The following is an 18518-nucleotide window of genomic DNA, read 5'->3' on the forward strand; positions in this document are numbered from 1 at the left end:
CAAGGTGCTATTTGACACCAACACAGTGAGAGGAGTCCATATCATCATCGTAGATCAAAATTCGGCACCGGGGTGCCCGTCAAAGGACGCCGTGAATACATCCATGTAGGCTCTATGCCAGCTCCATGCTGGCAAAGCCTTAGCCGAGCACCCCGGCGCGTCTAGGCACTGCCGAAATTTGAAGTGCGAAAGGTATAATTTAGGTGCTGGGTTCATGCCATCCTTGGCAATCGCTAGGAAGCGAAACCCTGTCGCCCATCCCCGATTTACTCCCACACAAATCAATGACTGATTTCGGTCACCATCACATCGATGCCGTTTTCCTTAAGCCGGTTCTTAATGGTCGTGACGCTCGACATCTGCTCGTACGGCCCCATTTTTACGCGGTTCCAAATCACATCGCCGACTTGGGCTTTCTCGACGCGGGATTCGATACCCATTAGCGCCAACTTAGCTCGTAGGCGGTCGGCATCGACGAACTCTCTGAACGAGCCTGCCTGCAGCAGATATTGAGTCGCCTTAGCCTTGCCGACGCGCTCTTCGCGCACTCGGGTTTTGATCTCGTAATCGGGCACGACGACTTCTTTTTCCGGTAATATCGTATAAAAATCGAAACGCGGCTCGTCGATCGCTTCCGGCTTTGGCGATTTCGTCTTTGTTGGTGTTTTAGCTTGATCGGCGACTTGTTTAGGAAGCGTTTGCTTAGTCGGGGTCTTATTATCCGGCGTAGGCCCGCACCATTTTAGTAATAACACCGGAAACACCACGATCACGAGAACAAGCACCAGCCAATTCCACCAGGTTGCGGGGACACTGGCTTTCGGTTTCGGCTGGGTTCGGTGTTGTCCCCTGTGTTTATAGTCTCTTGCCATATTACATCACTTCAGGCGCATTGATCTTCAACAACTCCAAGCCATTGGCCATGACTTGTTTTGCGGCGGAGATCAAGTTCAGCCGCGCATTCCTCAATGCCGAGTCCTCGACCAGAAACTGATGGGCATTGTAATAAGTATGAAAATCGGTCGCCAAGTCGCGCAGATAATGAATCAACTGGTGCGGCTCGTAGTTTAAGGCAGAGCGCTCAAGTACTTCGGGATAACGCGCCAAGGTGCCGATTAAATTTAGCTCGTGCTCCTCTTTCAGCAGCGCCAAATGCTTCATGCCGTCTAGCAAGTCGCGCGCCCAGTTTTTTTCGTCAAGCTGGCGAAACACACTGCATATCCGAGCATAGGCGTATTGCACATAATAGACCGGGTTTTCGTTGGTTCGCGATGTCGCAAGTTTCAAGTCGAAATCCATGTGTTGCTCCGAACGGCGCATGACATAGAAAAAACGCGCGGCATCCTTACCGACTTCGTTACGCAACTGTCGTAAGGTCACAAATTCGCCGGAACGAGTCGACATTTGCACTTTTTCTTCACCACGATACAGCACCGCGAATTGCACCAACAATACCGTCAATTTCGACTCGTCGGCGCCAAGCGCCTGCATCGCGGCCTTGACCCGCGGGATGTAACCGTGATGATCGGCCCCCCAAATGTTGATAATGCGGTCGTAACCCCGGTGCAATTTGTTCATATGATAGGCGATATCGGAGGCAAAATAGGTGCCTTGACCGTTTTCACGCACGACGACGCGGTCTTTTTCATCGCCTAAGCGGCTTGATGCAAACCAGGTTGCCCCGTCTTTTTCGTAAAGGTAACCGGCTTGTTGTAAACGGTTTAACGCTTCGTCGACCGCACCGCTCTCCATCAGCATGCGTTCGGAAAACCATTCTTGATAATTCACGCCGAACTCGGAGAGGTCGTCCTTAATATCCTGCAAGATCGTTCTCAGGCCGACTTGAAAGATGTCCTGATAAAGTCCTGAACCCAACAGGGTCTTGGCTCTTTCGATCAACGCATCGATATGCGTTTCCTTATCTCCGCCTTGCGGTTCGTCGACCGGAATATTCTCGATCAGCAATTCGGCCGGTCTTCTATATTCGTTGCCTGAGGCTTTATGAATCTCGGCCGCGATTTCGCGAATATATTCGCCGCGGTAACCATTGACCGGAAACGGTATAATTTCGCCGCATTCTTCGAGATAACGCAACCAGATACTGGTCGCTAAAATATCCATCTGACGGCCGGCATCGTTGACATAATATTCGCGGTGTACTTCAAAACCGGCCGCTTCCAATAGATCGGCAACCACCGAACCATAGGCCGCCCCGCGTCCGTGACCGACATGCAAGGGCCCGGTCGGATTGGCCGAAACGAATTCGACTTGAACCCTTTGTCCGGCACCGGCGCGGCTTAAGCCGAATTGCGAGCCATCATCATGAATTTTTTGGATGATTTGATATTGCGCATTCGGGTCAATGAAAAAATTAATGAAACCGGGGCCAGCGATTTCAACCCGAGCGACGGCGCTATCGACCGGTAATGCCGCGACGATTTTTTCGGCCAACGCTCTGGGGTTAGACTTGGCGGGCTTTGCCAGCATCATTGCAATGTTGGTCGCAAAATCGCCATGCTGTGCATCACGGGCATGTTCTATCGTAAATTTAGGGCTTACGCCCCCATCCAGGATTCCGTCTTTTTTTAAGACATCAATGGCTTGCAGGATTAGGGCCTCTAATTTTTGTTTCATGACTTCCGCGAATTTAGGTGAAAAACAACTGGATATTATCCATGAAAGTTAACCGCTTATACAATGCAGATTTATGTTGCAGCAATTCCCGGTTTGGTCGTTTTCACCGTATTTGGGCATGCCCACGATGTTAATACAAATCCACCGGATCGACATCGAGCGACCAACGCACTTTTCGGGTTAATTTGAGTCCCTCTATAAGCGGCATCAGTTTATCCAGGAAACAATGCAATTCGGGCCTAGTCGCGCTTTGTAGCAACAACTGATAGCGGTACCGACCGGCGCGCCGGGACATTGGCGCCGGCACGGGACCCAACATCCGGACCGTTCGATTCGCTTCGATGGCTTGCGTCAGCTGCTCGAAAAATTGCAACGGTACGTCGGAATCGGCGGCTTCGACACGCAACAAAGCTTGATAACTGTAGGGGGGCAACTCGGCCAGTTGGCGCTCGACGAGTGCGGAACGGGCGAAGCGGCCATAGCCTTCCTTAATCAAGGTAGTCAACAACGGATGGTCGGGCTTTCGGGTCTGTAATATCACCCGCCCGGGTTTTTCCGCGCGTCCGGCGCGGCCCGATACCTGTATGATCATTTGCGCCAGTTTTTCCGAGGCATGGAAATCGATACTGAAAAGGCCGCTGTCGACATCGAGCATCACAACCAAGGTGACATTCGGAAAATGATGACCTTTCGCCAGCATCTGTGTACCGAGAACGATATCGACCTCTCCCCGGTTAATACGATCGAGAGCGTCTTCCAACACTCCTTTACGTTGAGTGGTATCACGATCCAGGCGAATGACGCTTCGTCCCGGAAACAGTTGCGCTAGGGCTTTTTCGACCCGCTCGGTACCGAGGCCAAGCGGTGTCAATTGACCGGTTTTACACTCGGGACATTGCGGCAACAAGCGCTGTTCGCTACCGCAATGGTGGCAGCGCAACAGAGCTTCGTCGTAATGCACGACCATATTCGCTTCGCAGCGCCGGCAACGCGCTACCCAACCGCAACCGTGACAGATCAAAGTTGGGGCAAACCCTCGCCGATTAAGGAACAATAATACCTGCTCATTTTTAGCCAGCGTTTTATGCATTTCGGCGATTAACGGCTCCGACAAACCTTCCTGCATGCGTTTATTGCGAATATCCAAAAGCAACATTTTAGGCGGAGCGGCATTCCCTGCCCTTTCGGTCAAATGTAATAACCGGTAGCGGCCTTGCTCGACATTATAAACGCTTTCCAACGACGGCGTCGCCGTACCTAACAAGACAGGAACATTAAGCAGTTTGCCGCGCACTACTGCGACATCGCGCGCCGAAAACCGGAATCCTTCCTGTTGTTTGAATGACGAGTCATGTTCCTCATCGAGAATGATCACCCCCGGTCTTGCCAGCGGCGTGAATAATGCCGAGCGCGTACCGAGCATGATCGCATAATCGCCGCGCTGCATACCGAGCCAGGCTTGTTGACGCTGTGTATCGGTCAACTTGGAGTGCGAAATCGTAATCGGCACGGAAAAACGCTGCCGGAAGCGCTGCTCTAACTGCGGAGTCAGCGTAATTTCGGGCAACAAAACCAACACTTGCAGCCCACGTTCGAGTACCGAGCGGATCACCTGCATATAGACTTCGGTCTTTCCGCTGCCGGTCACACCTTCCAATAAAAAGACTTCGAAGCAGCTCAAAGCACTAACGATTTGTTCGATGGCTTCCTGCTGCAATGGATTCGGGTGCAGCTGCGAATTTAATGTCAAATGAGTCTTGGCGTTGGCGGCGGACCCTTCTAACCTGAGTAATTGCTTGTCTTGCAGCGCTTTGGCTGCCGGTCGCCAATTTTCGAGAATCGCATTCAAGCGCGATGCCGGTACCGCGTCTCGCTCCGTTTGTAATTGGTATAACAACTGTTGTTGTTTCGGTGCGCGCCTGAGTTGCTCAGGATTTAATAAGCGACCTTTTTCGGTCAATACATAAAATTTTTCTGCTTTAATCGTAGCCGGCTTACCTTGCCTGAGAGCAACGGGAAAAGCGGCACTAAATACCTCGCCCAACGGATGATGATAATAACGCGCGGCCCAATGCAACAGACTCAAGTCACGATCCGACAACAAAGGCCGTTCATCTAAGACGGCCTCAATCCGCTTGAGCTTAGCGCTAAGGACTTCGCTGTTTGAATCGAGTCCAATCAAGAAAGCGGTTTTTTGGCCTCTGCCGAACGGTACTGTTAGTCTAATACCCGGTTTTAGGGTTTTCGGATCGAGATCCAGCGGCGGCAAATAATCGAACAAACGATAAACCGGTACCGGAATCGCAACTTTGAGGATGTACAAATGGTTTCGCACTCACCGAACCATTTCGTTTGTTATTGCCATGTGATTTAAGGTAACTATTCAGTCTTTCGGCAATTATCGTTCCCACGCAGAGCCTGGGGATGATAGGGGGATGAGAACAAATATGATTTAAGAATTTATTAAAGATATCCACATAATCTGTGGATATCTCTGTGCATATCCCGTTAATAATTGTCCTGAACAACGGTTTTTATTCGATTTTTTAGATTTGACCAATCATTAACCGGCTTGTTAATTCTTAACATATCAATGGCTTGCTAATAAAGCATGGCATTAGCAATACCGCCGAGAGCTCGGTTGATTAATTTTCGGGATTGTGTATAAACATTGAAAACCTTTAATTTCACGGCTTGACAAACTTCAACGTCATACGGTCGCTTTCGCCGATTGTTAAATACTTGGCTCTGTCCTTCTCGTTCAAACGTAGTGTAGGCGGCAAAGTCCAGACGCCAGCCGGATGACCCTTAGCGTCTTTTGGATTGGCATTGATTTCGGAGCGGTCCAGCAGTTTGAATCCGGCTTTTTCGGCCAATTCGATAACATGGCTCTCGTCGACATAGCCCGATTGCACTTGTGTTTCGATCGCGGCGCCCGGCAGGCTCCTATGTTCCACGACACCGAGAACTCCCCCCGGTTTCAGCGCTTTGTACATCGCAGCGAATATCGCGTCGGCTTGACCGGCCTTGATCCAGTTATGCACGTTCCGGAAGGTCAGCACGCGATCGACCGAACCTTCAGGCGCTATCTCTACAGCTTCGGGCGGTTGCAAAACGGTCAATTCTACCTTGCCGTAAACCTCGGGCTGTTGCCGCATTTTATCGACAAAAGCCTGTAAGGTCTTTTGAAAATAGGGAACTTTTGCGTCTTTTGAAAAATGCGCAGCATAGAGCTTGCCTTTATTTTTTAGATAAGGCGCCAAAATTTCGGTATACCAACCTGCGCCCGGCCAGATTTCGACAACCGTCATCGATTCGTCGACATCAAAAAACGACAAGGTCTGTTCGGGATGACGGTAAGCATCACGGGCTTTGTTTTCGGCCGAACGATGCGCACCGTCGATTGCTTGCCTCATCGCCGACGTTTCGGCGGTCGCCGAAGCGACGCAAAAAACCAAGCTGAGTAATACCATCATTTTATTCATTACACTATTCCCATCTAATGATTTCTTGATAAATAAGGTCCTGGAGCTATGAGCTTTGTTGAGGGTTCGGTAACTCGCTTGACAGGACGCCGTGAATACGTCCGTGTAGGCTTGACGGCGGCTTTCCCTGCCGCCGACACCTGCCAATCGAGCAACCGAACTCTCCATAAAATAGGGAAGTTATTTACAACCTAATCCTAAATCAACGCTTCAGGCTTATCGGCCCGCAAAATCACATAATCGAAGCCCATTCGTTTACCATTTTCCGCTCACCGCTCACTGCTCACTGCTCACTGCTCACTGAAATTATCCGCCACTGCCAAAACTGCACGAGACTCCAGGCCGCTAGCATCAAAAAGGCAACCAACGTCCAGCCCGGCATGCTGATGCCGAACAGACTCCAATCGATTTCGGCGCATTCTCCGGTTCCGCTAAGCATCATTTTGATCGTTTCGGTCAACGGAAAATTTTCGAAGACATACTCCAAGCCAGGCCCGCATTCAGGCACTTGGTCGGGCGGCAAATTTTGTATCCAGATATGACGTATCGAAATCGACGCGCCTATCAATGCCACAATAGCACCGATGACTGCATAAACTTTTCTGCCGACTCCGGTCGGGTTATGTATCGCCGCGATTAAGAACGCAACGCCGGTCGCCGCAATCGCGATCCGTTGAGAGATACATAACGGACAAGGCTCGAGACCATCGACGAACTGAAAATACGCACCCATCGCCAATAAAAACGCACAGCCGGCGGCGCCCAGAAAAAACCAAATGCGCGGCCGCGATGCGGCTTGCAAGAATAAGTCATGAATCATAATCTTGATGCCTTGTTCATTGTGACAAAATTTTATTGAGATAAATGGATTATACCTATGGAGCTGACGATCGTGGAGTGGAAATGATTTTTAATCTCGCACAGAGGCTCGGAGTTTTTTTCCAGGCGAGCATCGACTTATGGATACAGGAAGTCATTGCCGCATGACACCATCAAAACCCGAAATTTTCCGACGCCCAGCCCCGTAAAGGTGCGCGGTGCGACCCCTACGCTACTGGAAGTCTATTCGGCATAGATTCCCACCGAGGAACGCAAAAATCTTGTCCTTCCCTGCGGAAGTCAATTAACGAACCATTCACGATTTTTTGAATTTAACCACTTTATTCAGCGGGCTTAAGTTAATTTCATCGACTACGATGTTAGCATTCGAATGCAGAATATAAATCACCGCATCGGCAACATCTTCAGGCTCGATAACTTGTCCGGCCTCGCCGCCGGGCTCGAAGGACAAGGTCTCGAAAAACGGCGTATTAACCATGCCTGGATTAATCAGCGCAATCCTAACACGGCTTTTCGAACATTCCTCGCGTAGCGCCTGAGTAAATCCGCGCACCGCGAATTTACTCGCGCAGTATACCGCGCCTTTGCGGCTCCCCTTGAGCGCCGCTTCCGAGCCGATAAAAATCAAATCGCCCCGCGCTTGTTTTTTCAAACCCGGTAATAATGCGCGCGTTACAAACGCCTGCCCGGTAAAATTAACCGTCATCAATGCTTCGATCGCGGCAAACGAAAACTCTTCCAACGAACCGAAACGGCCCGCACCGGCACAAAAAACCGCGGCATCGATTTCAGGATAATCCTTGCTCAACTGGGTCGCTTGATCTGCCAAACCCGTCAAATGACTCAAATCCATTTGCACCGCCGTAAAATTCGGCATCGACGTTTGAAAACGATCGGCATCGCGCGACACGCCAAGCACATGATGACCTTCGCTCAATAATTTTCTAGCCACCGCTCGTCCGATTCCGGAACTGGCGCCAGTCACCAGAATCGTTCTGTTCACAAACGGCATGGAAAAAACTTATCCGCAGATATGTAGGTCAATAACTGCTCGCTACAAAAGCCCATCATCTCCTGTTCTAAATCCTGGCGATAAGACACCATGCCCTGCTGATTGCTCAATGGTCCCGCGAAAAGTTTTTCTTCTGGATACAGTTTATGCATTTTTTTGAAATTGCTCTCCGGCAATCGAAAAACGCCTAAGCTAACCGAATGCAAGTTCTCCGGATCGATGCGCTTGAAAACCTGTTCGAACAATTGCCGGTAATGCAGCCGAAAATCGTCGGTATAGATCAACGGATCGAAACGTAAACCCAACGGCCAACCATGTGCTTGTAATTTGGCCATCGCATCGATCCGTTTTGCCACGGACGGAGCACCTGACTCAACCTTGGCCGCAATCGCTTCCGGCGATAAACTGAAGGCGACGATGCAGCGCACTAAAGGTTCTCGCTCTAATAGACTCCTAACCTGTGTACTTTTTGTTCTCAACTCTAACCAAGCATTGTCCAGGCCGGCAAAGACCGGAAGAAACTCTTCGACAAAACCGGTAACCGGTTCCAACGCCAAGCTGTCGCAATCGTAACCCGAAAAAAAATAGAGCCGCTCATCCTGTTTTTCCGCGCAAATTTGCTTGATCTCAATCTGGAAATCCTCGTAATTGACAAACAAAACATAGTGAGCCGACTGATACATGCCCTGTAAAAAACAATAGCGGCAATCATACAGACAGTTGAGCATGTGCGAAAAATAATAATTTTTTCCGGTGCCTATGCCGTAGCCGGCCGGGGCTTCCAATACAAACCGCCGATACTTTTCAGCCAAAATTAGTGCCGGTTGCTGTTTTTGTAAGCGGAAGTTTTGCGCCTTCGGATTAAATACTTCGCCGAATCGTGCGCAGCCGATTATTTGCGCTTTTGGAAACCGGGCACATATTTGTTCGACTCGCGGGTGCTTACGAATCGCTTCTTCGATATAGAGGGTTTGTATCATTAATAAAGTTTAACGCAAACCATAAAGTCATGTCAGCGCTTCTATACATGCCCTCCTTTTCTATGAAAATACCCAACTCCTTAAGATATGAACAAACTCTACCCAGGCCTTGCGATTTCTGACACAATCCCCATATCGGATTAAAATAACGTAACCTTTTAAACCATATCCCAACATTATGAAAACGAAAAAAATCGGATTTATCGGAGGCGGCAATATGGCCTCCAGTCTTATCACGGGTTTGATTGCCAGCGGTCACTCGCCATCTCAAATATGGGTCTCGGATGTCAATCAAGACGTCCTTAAAACCCTAGCAAACAATTTAAATATTAATATTTCCGTTGCCAATGAAGCCGTCATCGAAGAAGTCGACGTCGTCGTGCTGGCAATCAAGCCACAGGTACTACGTGAAGTCGCGGAAAACTGCGCGGCTATCATACGGAAAAAGCGCCCGTTGGTCGTTTCGATCGCCGCCGGCATCACTCAAGAGAGCCTGAGCCGCTGGCTGGGCGCCGAAGTCGCTGTCGTGCGCTGCATGCCAAATACCCCGTCCTTGGTGTTGACCGGCGCAACCGGTTTACACGCCAATGCGAATGTCGACGACGAACAGCGCGACTTGGCTGAAAATATTCTACGCTCGGTCGGCGTTGCGTTGTGGGTCGATAAAGAATCGGAACTCGATGCGGTTACAGCGGTATCTGGCAGCGGCCCGGCCTATTACTTTTTACTGATGGAAGCGATGGAACAAGCTGCATTGTCAATGGGCATGCCGGAACATACGGCCCGCTTGCTGATTCAACAAACCGCGCTCGGCGCCGCAAAAATCGCGCTCGAATCAAACGAGTCCCCCGAACAATTGCGTAAACGGGTCTCTTCGCCTGGCGGCACCACCGAACAAGCGATCGAAGCTTTTGAACAAGGAGGCCTTCGAGATTTGGTCGCCAAGGCCATTCAAGCCGCGCATGACCGCTCGATCGAGATGTCCAAACAATTGGGAGAACAATGATGGATTCGAACTATATGTCCAATCCGGTCATTTTTTTGATCGATACGGTATTTTCGTTATATATCCTTGCCGTCATGCTGCGCTTCCTGCTGCAGTGGTGTGATGCCGAATACTATAATCCAATCTCGCAGTTTTTGATCAAGATAACGCACCCGCCGCTTCGAGTCATGCGCCGCTTCATTCCGCCGATAGGTCAAATCGATACGTCGTCGCTGGTTTTGGTCATGGCTTTGCAGATGCTGGCCGATTTTTCGATCTTGATTTTGAAAGGTATCATGATCAGCGTTAGCGCATTGATTGTTTTATCGTTTACGCAACTGGTTTCGTTGCTGTTTAATATCTTCATTTTTTCGATATTTGCCCGGGCGATTCTAAGTTGGGTCAATCCCGGCGCTTTCGATGCTGCCTCGTCGATATTACATAGTTTGACCGAGCCGCTGCTCGATACTTGCCGTAAATTCATCCCCGATATCGGCGGTGTCGATTTATCGCCGCTGGCTGCGCTGGTGTTATTGCAGTTGGCTAAAATGGTCATTTTGCCGCCTTTGCATCAATTAGCCGGCCTGATTGGTTGAGCTGGTTTTGTTGGCAACATGACCTGTTAATCCTAAGCTTGCATATTCAGCCTAAAGCCAGCCGGGACGAATGGTCGGGACTACATGGCGAGCGCCTGAAGCTGAGAATCAAGGCGCCGCCAGTTGAAGGCAAAGCCAATGCCTACTTGATCGGGTTTCTCGCCAAAGAGTTTGGAATTAATAAATCGTAATGCAAACTGTTATCAGGCTAAACCGGACGTGATAAACGAATTTCGATAACCGCGCCGAAAAAATTTCGGGCACTATCGAAAACGTTAGAACTCATTGGAAAGCCTTCCGAAAGTGACTCCAAGAATCATTAACATCGACTCATCGCTGCATCCAATTCGCTTACGTTATATACTTAGTCGATTTCCGGCGAAAATATAATAATGTATGTCTAATCTTTTTGCCTATCAACCGCGCTCAAAATGCTTACGTAGCTTCGCTTAATGCTCTTTTTGCGCCTTGCATAGAAAAAAACCATGCCATCCAGGCATATTATTATAAAAATCGTCTTATTTTCCTTTTGATCAGCTGTTGCTGTAGCCGCCTATGCCGATTGCCTTACTACGAAAATACCTTAGCATTGCCGCAGTTACACTGCTTCTTTGTCATGCCCCCGAGATCCATGCAAAAAAAATGTATCGCTGGGTTGACGACCAAGGCAATACTTATTTTTCCGACCAAGTCCCTCCGGAACATGCCAAGCACCGCCGCGAAGCCTTAAACCAACGAGGCCGAGTAATCGATGTCATTGAAAAAGCCAAAACTAAAGAAGAACTAGAACTAGAACAAAGACTTAACGAGCTTCGCGAGGCGCAGGAAAAAATCATTCAAAAACAACAAAACTACGACAAGGTCTTACTTAGCACTTTCCGCAACATAGACGATTTATTGTTGTCGATTAAAAATAAGACTCGCACCATGGAAGCCCAAATCAAAGCAACGGAAGGTAACTTAAACCGGCTCAAGAGTCAGCTGTCCGGGCAACAAAGAAAGGCTGCCGCATTCGAAAGAAACGCTCAACGCGTTCCCGAATCGTTATTGAAAGATATCCGCTCGACGCGAGAGCAAATTCAGCAAACCGAAATAGCGATCAGTCGACAAATAGAAACGCTGAACCAAGTAAAAAAAGAAGACGATGCCGACGTCGAGCGCTATTTATTTTTGACTCAATCAAGAACCGATACGCAACCGAAACAACATAAGATTCCTAGCATTAAGGAAGCCAACGAACTTGGCTTGTTTTATTGCGAGAACGATCATCAATGTAACCAGGCGTGGGAAATTGCTCGAGCTTTCGTCACTTTTCATTCAACGACCGGCCCGGATATCGACACCGACAAGTTGATCATGACCCGCTCGCCGTCTAAAGATTCCGATTTGAGCTTATCGTTATCGAAAATCGCGATTAGCGATGTCGACTATCAACTTTTTCTCGATATTCGCTGTAGGGACTCTTCACTAGGCCGCGAATTATGTGCGAGTCAACGGGTCAGCGATATCCGGTCCGCGTTTAGGCCTTATATTAACGACGCCTTATCTCGGTCGGCTGAATAATAAGGTCCCTACGCCTTGATCGGTAAACAACTCCAACAATACTGCATGCTCGACGCGCCCGTCGATGATATGAACGCTCGACACCCCCCCTTTCAGCGCATCGGTTGCACAGCGGGTTTTCGGTATCATACCGCCGGAAATCGTACCGTCCGCAATAAAGTCGTCAACATCCTTTAGCGAAAGGCCGGTCAACAAATTTTGTTGTTTATCGAGAATGCCTGCGGTATTGGTCAACAAAATCAATTTTTCGGCTTTCAAGACTTCTGCAACCTTACCGGCGACCAAATCGGCATTGATATTATAGGAATGCCCATCGTCGCCGACGCCGATCGGAGCAATCACTGGAATAAAATCACTGTGATTCAACATCGACAGTACTGCCGGATCGATACTACTTACCTCTCCAACATGACCTAAATCTATAATTTCAGGCTCTTGCACTTCGATCGCATTTTTTTTCATTTTGATTTTATTGGCGCGAATAAAGTCGCCGTCCTTACCGGTCAAGCCAACCGCTTTGCCGCCATGCCGGTTTATCAGATTAACGATCTCTTTGTTCACCAAACCGCCCAATACCATTTCAACAACATCCATCGTTTCGCTGTCAGTCACGCGCATGCCGTCAATAAACTCCGTGGTTTTTCCGAGTCGCTTCAGTAGGTCCCCTATTTGAGGGCCGCCGCCATGCACGACGATGGGATTTAAGCCGACCAGCTTCATCATAACAATATCTTGAGCAAAACTGTTTTTTAGCGATTCATCGATCATCGCATTGCCGCCGTATTTGACGACGACCGTTTTATCTTTAAAACGGCGAATATAGGGTAAGGCTTCGATCAGTACATGCGCAATCTGATGCGCGGCTTTGTTTTTCATATATTCTTTATCCGTAGATTAAAAAGGTAAAACTAGCTTTGGCTCGATATTCGTCATCAATGTCCTGAACTCCTCTTGAATTCGGCGCATCGCTTGCTCGCTATCGGCTTCGAAGCGGACCACTAATGACGGTGTGGTATTCGAGGCTCTAACTAGCCCCCAACCATCGGAAAAATCGACCCGTAATCCATCGATGTTGGTAATTTTTCCATCTTTGAAATCGGCCTTGGCAAATAACTTTTCAATAAAATCAAAATTTTCGCCCTCTTTCATTGAGACGAGCAATTCCGGTGTATTGAGGCTTTCCGGAAACTCGGCAAAAATTTCGGCACTGGTTCTGGCATCCGATGACAAAATCTCAATTAGACGCGCCCCTGAATACAACGCGTCATCAAACCCGTACCATCGATCATTAAAAAAGATATGCCCGCTCATCTCTCCAGCTAATTTAGCCCCGGTTTCTTTAACTTTTGCCTTCATATAAGAGTGACCGGTTTTCCACATTAAGGCGCGGCCGCCGTATTTGGCGATCTGCTCGGCCAAATGCCTAGAGCATTTGACATCGTAAACAATCTGCGCACCGGGCTTTCTTGCTAAGACATCCTTGGCAAAGAGCATCATCAGCCGGTCCGGCCATATAATTTTGCCGTTTGAATCGACCACCCCAAGACGGTCGCCATCACCGTCGAAAGCGATGCCGATGTCCGCTTCATAATGTTGTACCGCAGCAATTAAGTCTTCCAAATTTTCCGGGACGCTCGGGTCCGGATGGTGATTGGGAAAACTACCATCGACATCGCAAAACAATTCGACGACTTCGCAACCCAGCGTCTTAAAAAGTATCGGTGCAATATCGCCGGCCACGCCGTTACCGCAATCCAATACAATTTTCATCGGCCTGACCAAATGTACATCTTCGGCGACAATACCGATGTATTCATTTACAAACATGCTGTTCTGATCGACTGTCCCGCCCACCTCAACGGCATAGTCCTGTTTATCGATGATGTTTTTAAGCATCGCAACACGCTGTCCAGCCAAGGTTTCACCTTTAATCACCATTTTCATGCCGTTGTATTCCGCCGGGTTATGACTCCCGGTAATCATCAGCCCGGTCCGCCCTTCGGTATGTTGCGTAACGAAATACAGGATAGGTGTCGGCACCATGCCCAAATCGAGTATATCCCGCCCTGTCGACACAATGCCATTGATAACGGCGTCCGCCAACTCAGGACTGGAATGGCGCCCATCACGCCCGACCACGACAATTTTACAATCCGCCTTTCTCACTTCCGTACCAAATGCGCGGCCAATATCATAAGCCAGTTCGGTTGTCAGTGTTTTGCCGACCACGCCTCGTATATCATAGGCTCTAAATACTTCACCGCTCCCCCCCTGCAACGGTGCCGTTTCGTTTGATAAAGGAGATGATTTTGTTTGCTCGGGAACCTGAGTTGGTTTCGCTTCTGGTAACGGCATATCCCAATCGACATCCGGCATTGAGACCGGACTGGTTTCGGTTTCGGCTTCGTCTGCTTTAGCGTTTTCAACAATTTCTTCAATCGCAAAATCGGATTCTTCAAAAAATCCGTCAAAATCGGCTTCGCTTTCATCATTAAGCGCGACGACATCGTCCCCTTGATGATCCAATACTCGTTTGAATTGAACCAACGTGGAAATAATGACACTCATTTCACTCAAATTGACCGGATAATTACCATACGCATTTCCGGTCATTAGATCTTTGACGGCTTTTAAAACAATACTTTGGTCGTGGCTTAAAATATTGGCACTTTTTCGATAGCCGACAAAAAACGCAAGACAAACCAACAGCACCGCTATTGACATAATTGCCGCAATCACCCCTATATCCGAAGAGCTCCCCTCTATCTGATACCAAACATGAACTTGCCATACCGTGTGAGCAACAGGCACTTGCACGCTAGCAGCATCGCCGATAAGCGCTCGGTTTCCAACTGCTGCCAATTCGAAGTCACCCTGCCTCAGTTGAATCAATTGATTGCTGATAGAGCTCGGCTTAATGCTGTTATTAATAAAGTCATAACTCAAACTAGCCAATATAACACCCGTCACACGGCCGCCTTCTTCAACTCTGGCTGTTATCGCAAGATGCCGGTTAGCGCCCTCCCCTTGAATCAACGGCTTAGGATTCCCGCTAAAGGTTTCTTTAACCATGTCCAAATCGGCAAAGCCCATGTGCGGGACATGCTCGGTATCCAGATCGTTTATGCCAGGTAGCAATAATCTGATCTTTAATGCACCCGGCAAATATTTTTCCAATTGCGCTTCTAACGATCGAATCCGGTCCCTGTCTCTATTTTCCACTGCCTCTATTACGGCCGGATCTCGGGCCATTTTGTCAATTGAGCCAGCCAATTGCTCGATTTGTTTTGAAATACCTAAAGCAGTACCTGCGGCCAGGGCCATCGCTGAATCATGCTTAGCTTCCTTGATGCTGGAGTTATTAGCCCAATAAATGCCCGCTCCAGTCAATAGCACCAAAAATACCGCAATGATCGCCAGCGGTAAGAATATACGCTCCATCAAATGTCCCCTATCAATTTAATGTCGCCCGGTATGTCCGAAACCGCCTTCGCCCCGAGCACTTTCATCAAACGCGTCGACCAACTCGAACTGCGCCTGTACGACAGGCACGAAAATCATTTGTGCGATTCTTTCGCCGACATTAACGGTAAATGCGGTCTGCCCACGATTCCAACAGGACACGAAAATCTGTCCCTGATAATCCGAATCGATCAATCCCACGAGATTACCCAAAACGATTCCATGTTTATGTCCTAATCCCGAGCGAGGCAGGATGACTGCCGCCATAGTATTATCGGCAATATGAATCGCAATGCCGGTGGGAATCAAGATACTGTCGCCGGGCTTCAACTCTACCGATTCGCTCAAACAGGCCCTCAAATCCAAACCGGCCGAACCGGTGGTTGCGTATTCAGGCAGAGGAATATCCTTACCCAATCGTTCATCCAGAATTTTTAATTGTATTTTTTTCATTAATTTTCTCTGCGATTAAGCTCATTAACTGCCGTGCGAGTTGATTTTTATCGGTCATGGCCAAATCTACGCCGCCACCGTGCCAGAAGACCGACAGGGCATTCAGATCGCTTTCGAACCCACCCTTATCTTTACCAACCCAATTGGCCGCGACCATATCCAAATTCTTTCGAATTAACTTGTCTTGAGCATATCGCTCCAAATCGTGCGTTTCGGCGGCAAAACCAACCGTATAAGGTCTGTTATGCGTTAACCACGAAACATCGGCTAAAATATCACGAGTTTTACGTAATAAAATGACGACTTCGTCATTTTGTTTTTTTATTTTTTTATCATTAACACTAACCGGACTATAATCGGCGACTGCCGCCGCCGCGATAAAAATATCGGCTGATTGAACGCTCGCCATGACCGCTTCATGCATTTGCGCGGCGGTTTCAACCCTTATCAGGCGAGCACCATCGGGTGCTGATAATGCGACCGGCCCACTCACCAGAGTGACTTCAGCCCCCATTGCCAAGGCTGCTTGGGCAAGCGCATAAGCCATTTTTCCGGAACTGCGATTGGTAATATAGCGAACCGGGTCGAGAGGTTCCCGTGTAGGGCCGGCTGTAATCAAAATCTTTTTACTCTGTAAAACCCCTTGCGCAGTATTTATCATTAAACACTGCATGATCGCTTCCGGCTCGGACATACGTCCGAGACCCGTTTCGCCGCAAGCTTGGCTGCCGACTTCCGGACCGATGACTTGCGCTCCCTGGCTGACTAAGCGCTCTATATTTTCCTGAGTAACGGCTTTATGCCACATGACACGATTCATTGCCGGCGCCAAATGAAGAGGACATTCGGCGGCCAAAACCAACGTAGAGACTAAATCGTCGGCCAAGCCATGACTCAATTTAGCGATCATATTTGCGGTCGCCGGAGCAATCACGATGCAATCGGCCCAGCGCGCCAAGCTGATGTGTCCCATCGCGTGCTCTTGATCACAGTCCAGCAAATCAATATGCACAGGATTTCCGGATAGGGCTTGCAAAGTCAACGGCGTAATAAAGGCCACCGCCGACCGGGTCATCACTACTCTGACTTCGCACCCTTGTTTTCTCAAGAGCCGGATGAGTTCTGCAGACTTATAGGCCGCGATTCCGCCGCAAACCGCCATTAATATCCGCTTAGGAACGAGCATGAAATAACTTCGACAACTGTTGGAAAGGGAGGCCATGGCTCGATTGACGGGGGTCGGCGACAGGAATAACCGCCATCAAGCCTACACGGACGTGTTCACGGCGTCCTTTCAAGCGAGTCACCGAACCACCACAATGCTTAATGCTTGTAGAAGTTATTTTACGCATGTTCTTATTATTAATAGTTGTACCGTTAAAAAATTAAATTGGATATACTTCGCGCGGTCACATTTGCGGCTTTTATGGCAATGCTATTTTGTTCGGTAGCAAGGCGCGAAAACAGGCGCATAGCAAGCTATATAACTGTTTTCGCAACACAGCTACCGGACAAAAGAGCGCGTCAGAAGAACGCAAATGTGACCGCGCGAAGTATAATTATGGCAAGTATAGTAAATTTCTTCTACGCTTGATATTTTTGACCTAACTTGGGTAATCAATGGCAATCAAAGATTGGCCGGCGGATGAACGACCCCGGGAAAAATTATTACAAAAAGGCTCAAACGCGCTTACCGACGCGGAATTACTCGCAATATTTCTGCGCACCGGAACGCCTGGAAAATCGGCTGTCGATTTAGCCAGAGAATTACTGAACGACTTCGGTTCTTTAAAAGCGCTGCTCGATGCCGACCTGCAACGCTTTTGTCAAAGTGTCGGCTTAGGCCCCGCCAAATACGCGCAGATGCAAGCCGTTTTAGAAATGGCTAGAAGGCATTTTTGTGAAATTCTACAACGCGGTGACGCCTTGACTAGCCCCGACATTACCCGAGCTTATCTCAGCGCGCAATTAAGAGGATACAGTTATGAGGTGTTCGCTTGCTTGTTTCTCGATAATCAACATCGTGTTTTAAGGCTCGAAGAATTGTTCCGAGGTACGATAGATAGCGCCTCGGTATATCCTAGAGAAGTAGCCAAAGCCGCTTTACAGCACAACGCAGCCGCCGTTATCTTCGCACACAATCATCCCTCCGGAATCAGTGAACCCAGTCAAGCCGACCGCCACATAACCGACAAACTCAAGCAAGCGTTGGCTTTATTCGACATTCGGGTTCTCGATCATTTTATCATCGGTGACGGCTTACCCTACTCGTTTGCCGAGCATGGTTTACTGTGAAAGTTAGTAGATTTAGGTTCTTTATCTAATTTTTCGATATGCAACACAATGCCGGTTCCGGAGAGGGTGCGGTTGCTCGATCGACAGGCGTCGGCGGCAGGGAAAGCCGCCGTCGAGCCTACATGGACGTATTCACCCAGCACCTAAATTCCATAGCTCATTGGCTATGGTTAACTATCTTGGATAATTCATCCAGCACCTAAATAAGCCATG

17 protein-coding genes are annotated in these 18518 nt (G+C 48.7%); 5 read left to right on the forward strand and 12 right to left on the reverse strand.

The features are described 5' to 3' along the window. Positions 1-281 precede the first annotated feature (281 nt). The 7 genes from ACRJJO_RS20020 to ACRJJO_RS20050 all read right to left on the reverse strand — a co-directional run bounded on the left by ACRJJO_RS20020 (position 282) and on the right by ACRJJO_RS20050 (position 8951). On the reverse strand, positions 282-872 hold the full coding sequence (locus ACRJJO_RS20020) for an SPOR domain-containing protein (protein WP_431067352.1): 591 nt from the start codon (positions 870-872) through the stop codon (positions 282-284). A 1-nt stretch (position 873) separates the two neighbouring features. Further along, a complete protein-coding gene (gene argS, locus ACRJJO_RS20025; protein ID WP_431067353.1) occupies positions 874-2634 on the reverse strand; it encodes an arginine--tRNA ligase in 1761 nt (586 codons plus the stop codon). 130 nt (positions 2635-2764) lie between these two features. After that, entirely contained in the window at positions 2765-4957 is a 2193-nt protein-coding gene (locus ACRJJO_RS20030; protein ID WP_431067354.1) for a primosomal protein N', read from the reverse strand. 364 nt (positions 4958-5321) lie between these two features. Next, positions 5322-6119, reverse strand: a complete 798-nt coding sequence (locus ACRJJO_RS20035; protein ID WP_431067355.1) for a class I SAM-dependent methyltransferase — start codon at positions 6117-6119, stop codon at positions 5322-5324. Positions 6120-6402: 283 nt separating this feature from the next. Then, entirely contained in the window at positions 6403-6939 is a 537-nt protein-coding gene (locus ACRJJO_RS20040) for a disulfide bond formation protein B (protein ID WP_431067356.1), read from the reverse strand. A gap of 315 nt (positions 6940-7254) precedes the next feature. After that, positions 7255-7971 (reverse strand): SDR family oxidoreductase, encoded by a 717-nt coding sequence (locus ACRJJO_RS20045; protein ID WP_431067357.1) that lies wholly within the window; start codon positions 7969-7971, stop codon positions 7255-7257. Further along, positions 7959-8951: a spore photoproduct lyase family protein gene (locus ACRJJO_RS20050; RefSeq protein ID WP_431067358.1), complete on the reverse strand. Its 993-nt coding sequence runs from the start codon at positions 8949-8951 to the stop codon at positions 7959-7961. The genes ACRJJO_RS20045 and ACRJJO_RS20050 overlap by 13 nt, the downstream gene beginning before the upstream one ends. Before the next feature lie 178 nt (positions 8952-9129). Here ACRJJO_RS20050 and proC point away from each other — a divergent pair, with 178 nt between their 5' ends. The 4 genes from proC (at position 9130) to ACRJJO_RS20070 (ending at position 12095) form a co-directional block, all read left to right on the forward strand. Then, positions 9130-9957, forward strand: a complete 828-nt coding sequence (proC, locus tag ACRJJO_RS20055) for a pyrroline-5-carboxylate reductase (RefSeq protein ID WP_431067359.1) — start codon at positions 9130-9132, stop codon at positions 9955-9957. Next, positions 9957-10532, forward strand: coding sequence for a YggT family protein (locus tag ACRJJO_RS20060; protein ID WP_431067360.1), 576 nt, complete (start codon positions 9957-9959; stop codon positions 10530-10532). The genes proC and ACRJJO_RS20060 overlap by 1 nt, the downstream gene beginning before the upstream one ends. A gap of 38 nt (positions 10533-10570) precedes the next feature. Then, positions 10571-10723: a DUF167 family protein gene (locus ACRJJO_RS20065; RefSeq protein WP_431067361.1), complete on the forward strand. Its 153-nt coding sequence runs from the start codon at positions 10571-10573 to the stop codon at positions 10721-10723. A 364-nt stretch (positions 10724-11087) separates the two neighbouring features. Next, the gene (locus ACRJJO_RS20070) at positions 11088-12095 is read left to right on the forward strand and encodes a DUF4124 domain-containing protein (protein WP_431067362.1); all 1008 of its coding nucleotides are present in this window, start codon (positions 11088-11090) and stop codon (positions 12093-12095) included. Here the strand turns inward: ACRJJO_RS20070 and argB are convergent. Genes argB through ACRJJO_RS20095 form a run of 5 tightly spaced genes read right to left on the reverse strand, consistent with a single transcriptional unit; the run spans position 12075 to position 17362 of the window. Then, a complete protein-coding gene (argB, locus tag ACRJJO_RS20075) occupies positions 12075-12971 on the reverse strand; it encodes an acetylglutamate kinase (RefSeq protein ID WP_431067363.1) in 897 nt (298 codons plus the stop codon). The two genes, ACRJJO_RS20070 and argB, sit on opposite strands and share 21 nt — an antisense overlap. Positions 12972-12989: 18 nt before the next feature. Next, a complete protein-coding gene (locus tag ACRJJO_RS20080; RefSeq protein WP_431067364.1) occupies positions 12990-15536 on the reverse strand; it encodes a phosphomannomutase/phosphoglucomutase in 2547 nt (848 codons plus the stop codon). An 18-nt stretch (positions 15537-15554) separates the two neighbouring features. Then, the gene (dut, locus tag ACRJJO_RS20085) at positions 15555-16010 is read right to left on the reverse strand and encodes a dUTP diphosphatase (RefSeq protein WP_341327087.1); all 456 of its coding nucleotides are present in this window, start codon (positions 16008-16010) and stop codon (positions 15555-15557) included. Then, complete coding sequence (gene coaBC, locus ACRJJO_RS20090) at positions 15979-17196, reverse strand: bifunctional phosphopantothenoylcysteine decarboxylase/phosphopantothenate--cysteine ligase CoaBC (RefSeq protein ID WP_431067365.1); 1218 nt, start codon at positions 17194-17196, stop codon at positions 15979-15981. The genes dut and coaBC overlap by 32 nt, the downstream gene beginning before the upstream one ends. Further along, the gene (locus tag ACRJJO_RS20095; protein ID WP_431067366.1) at positions 17183-17362 is read right to left on the reverse strand and encodes a hypothetical protein; all 180 of its coding nucleotides are present in this window, start codon (positions 17360-17362) and stop codon (positions 17183-17185) included. Before ACRJJO_RS20095 ends, coaBC begins: the two co-directional genes overlap by 14 nt. A gap of 268 nt (positions 17363-17630) precedes the next feature. Between ACRJJO_RS20095 and radC the strand changes: the two genes are divergently transcribed. Then, positions 17631-18305 (forward strand): RadC family protein, encoded by a 675-nt coding sequence (radC, locus tag ACRJJO_RS20100; protein WP_431067367.1) that lies wholly within the window; start codon positions 17631-17633, stop codon positions 18303-18305. Positions 18306-18518: the final 213 nt, after the last annotated feature.

This window comes from Methylotuvimicrobium sp. (assembly GCF_050611805.1).
Taxonomy (GTDB): Bacteria; Pseudomonadota; Gammaproteobacteria; order Methylococcales; family Methylomonadaceae; genus Methylotuvimicrobium.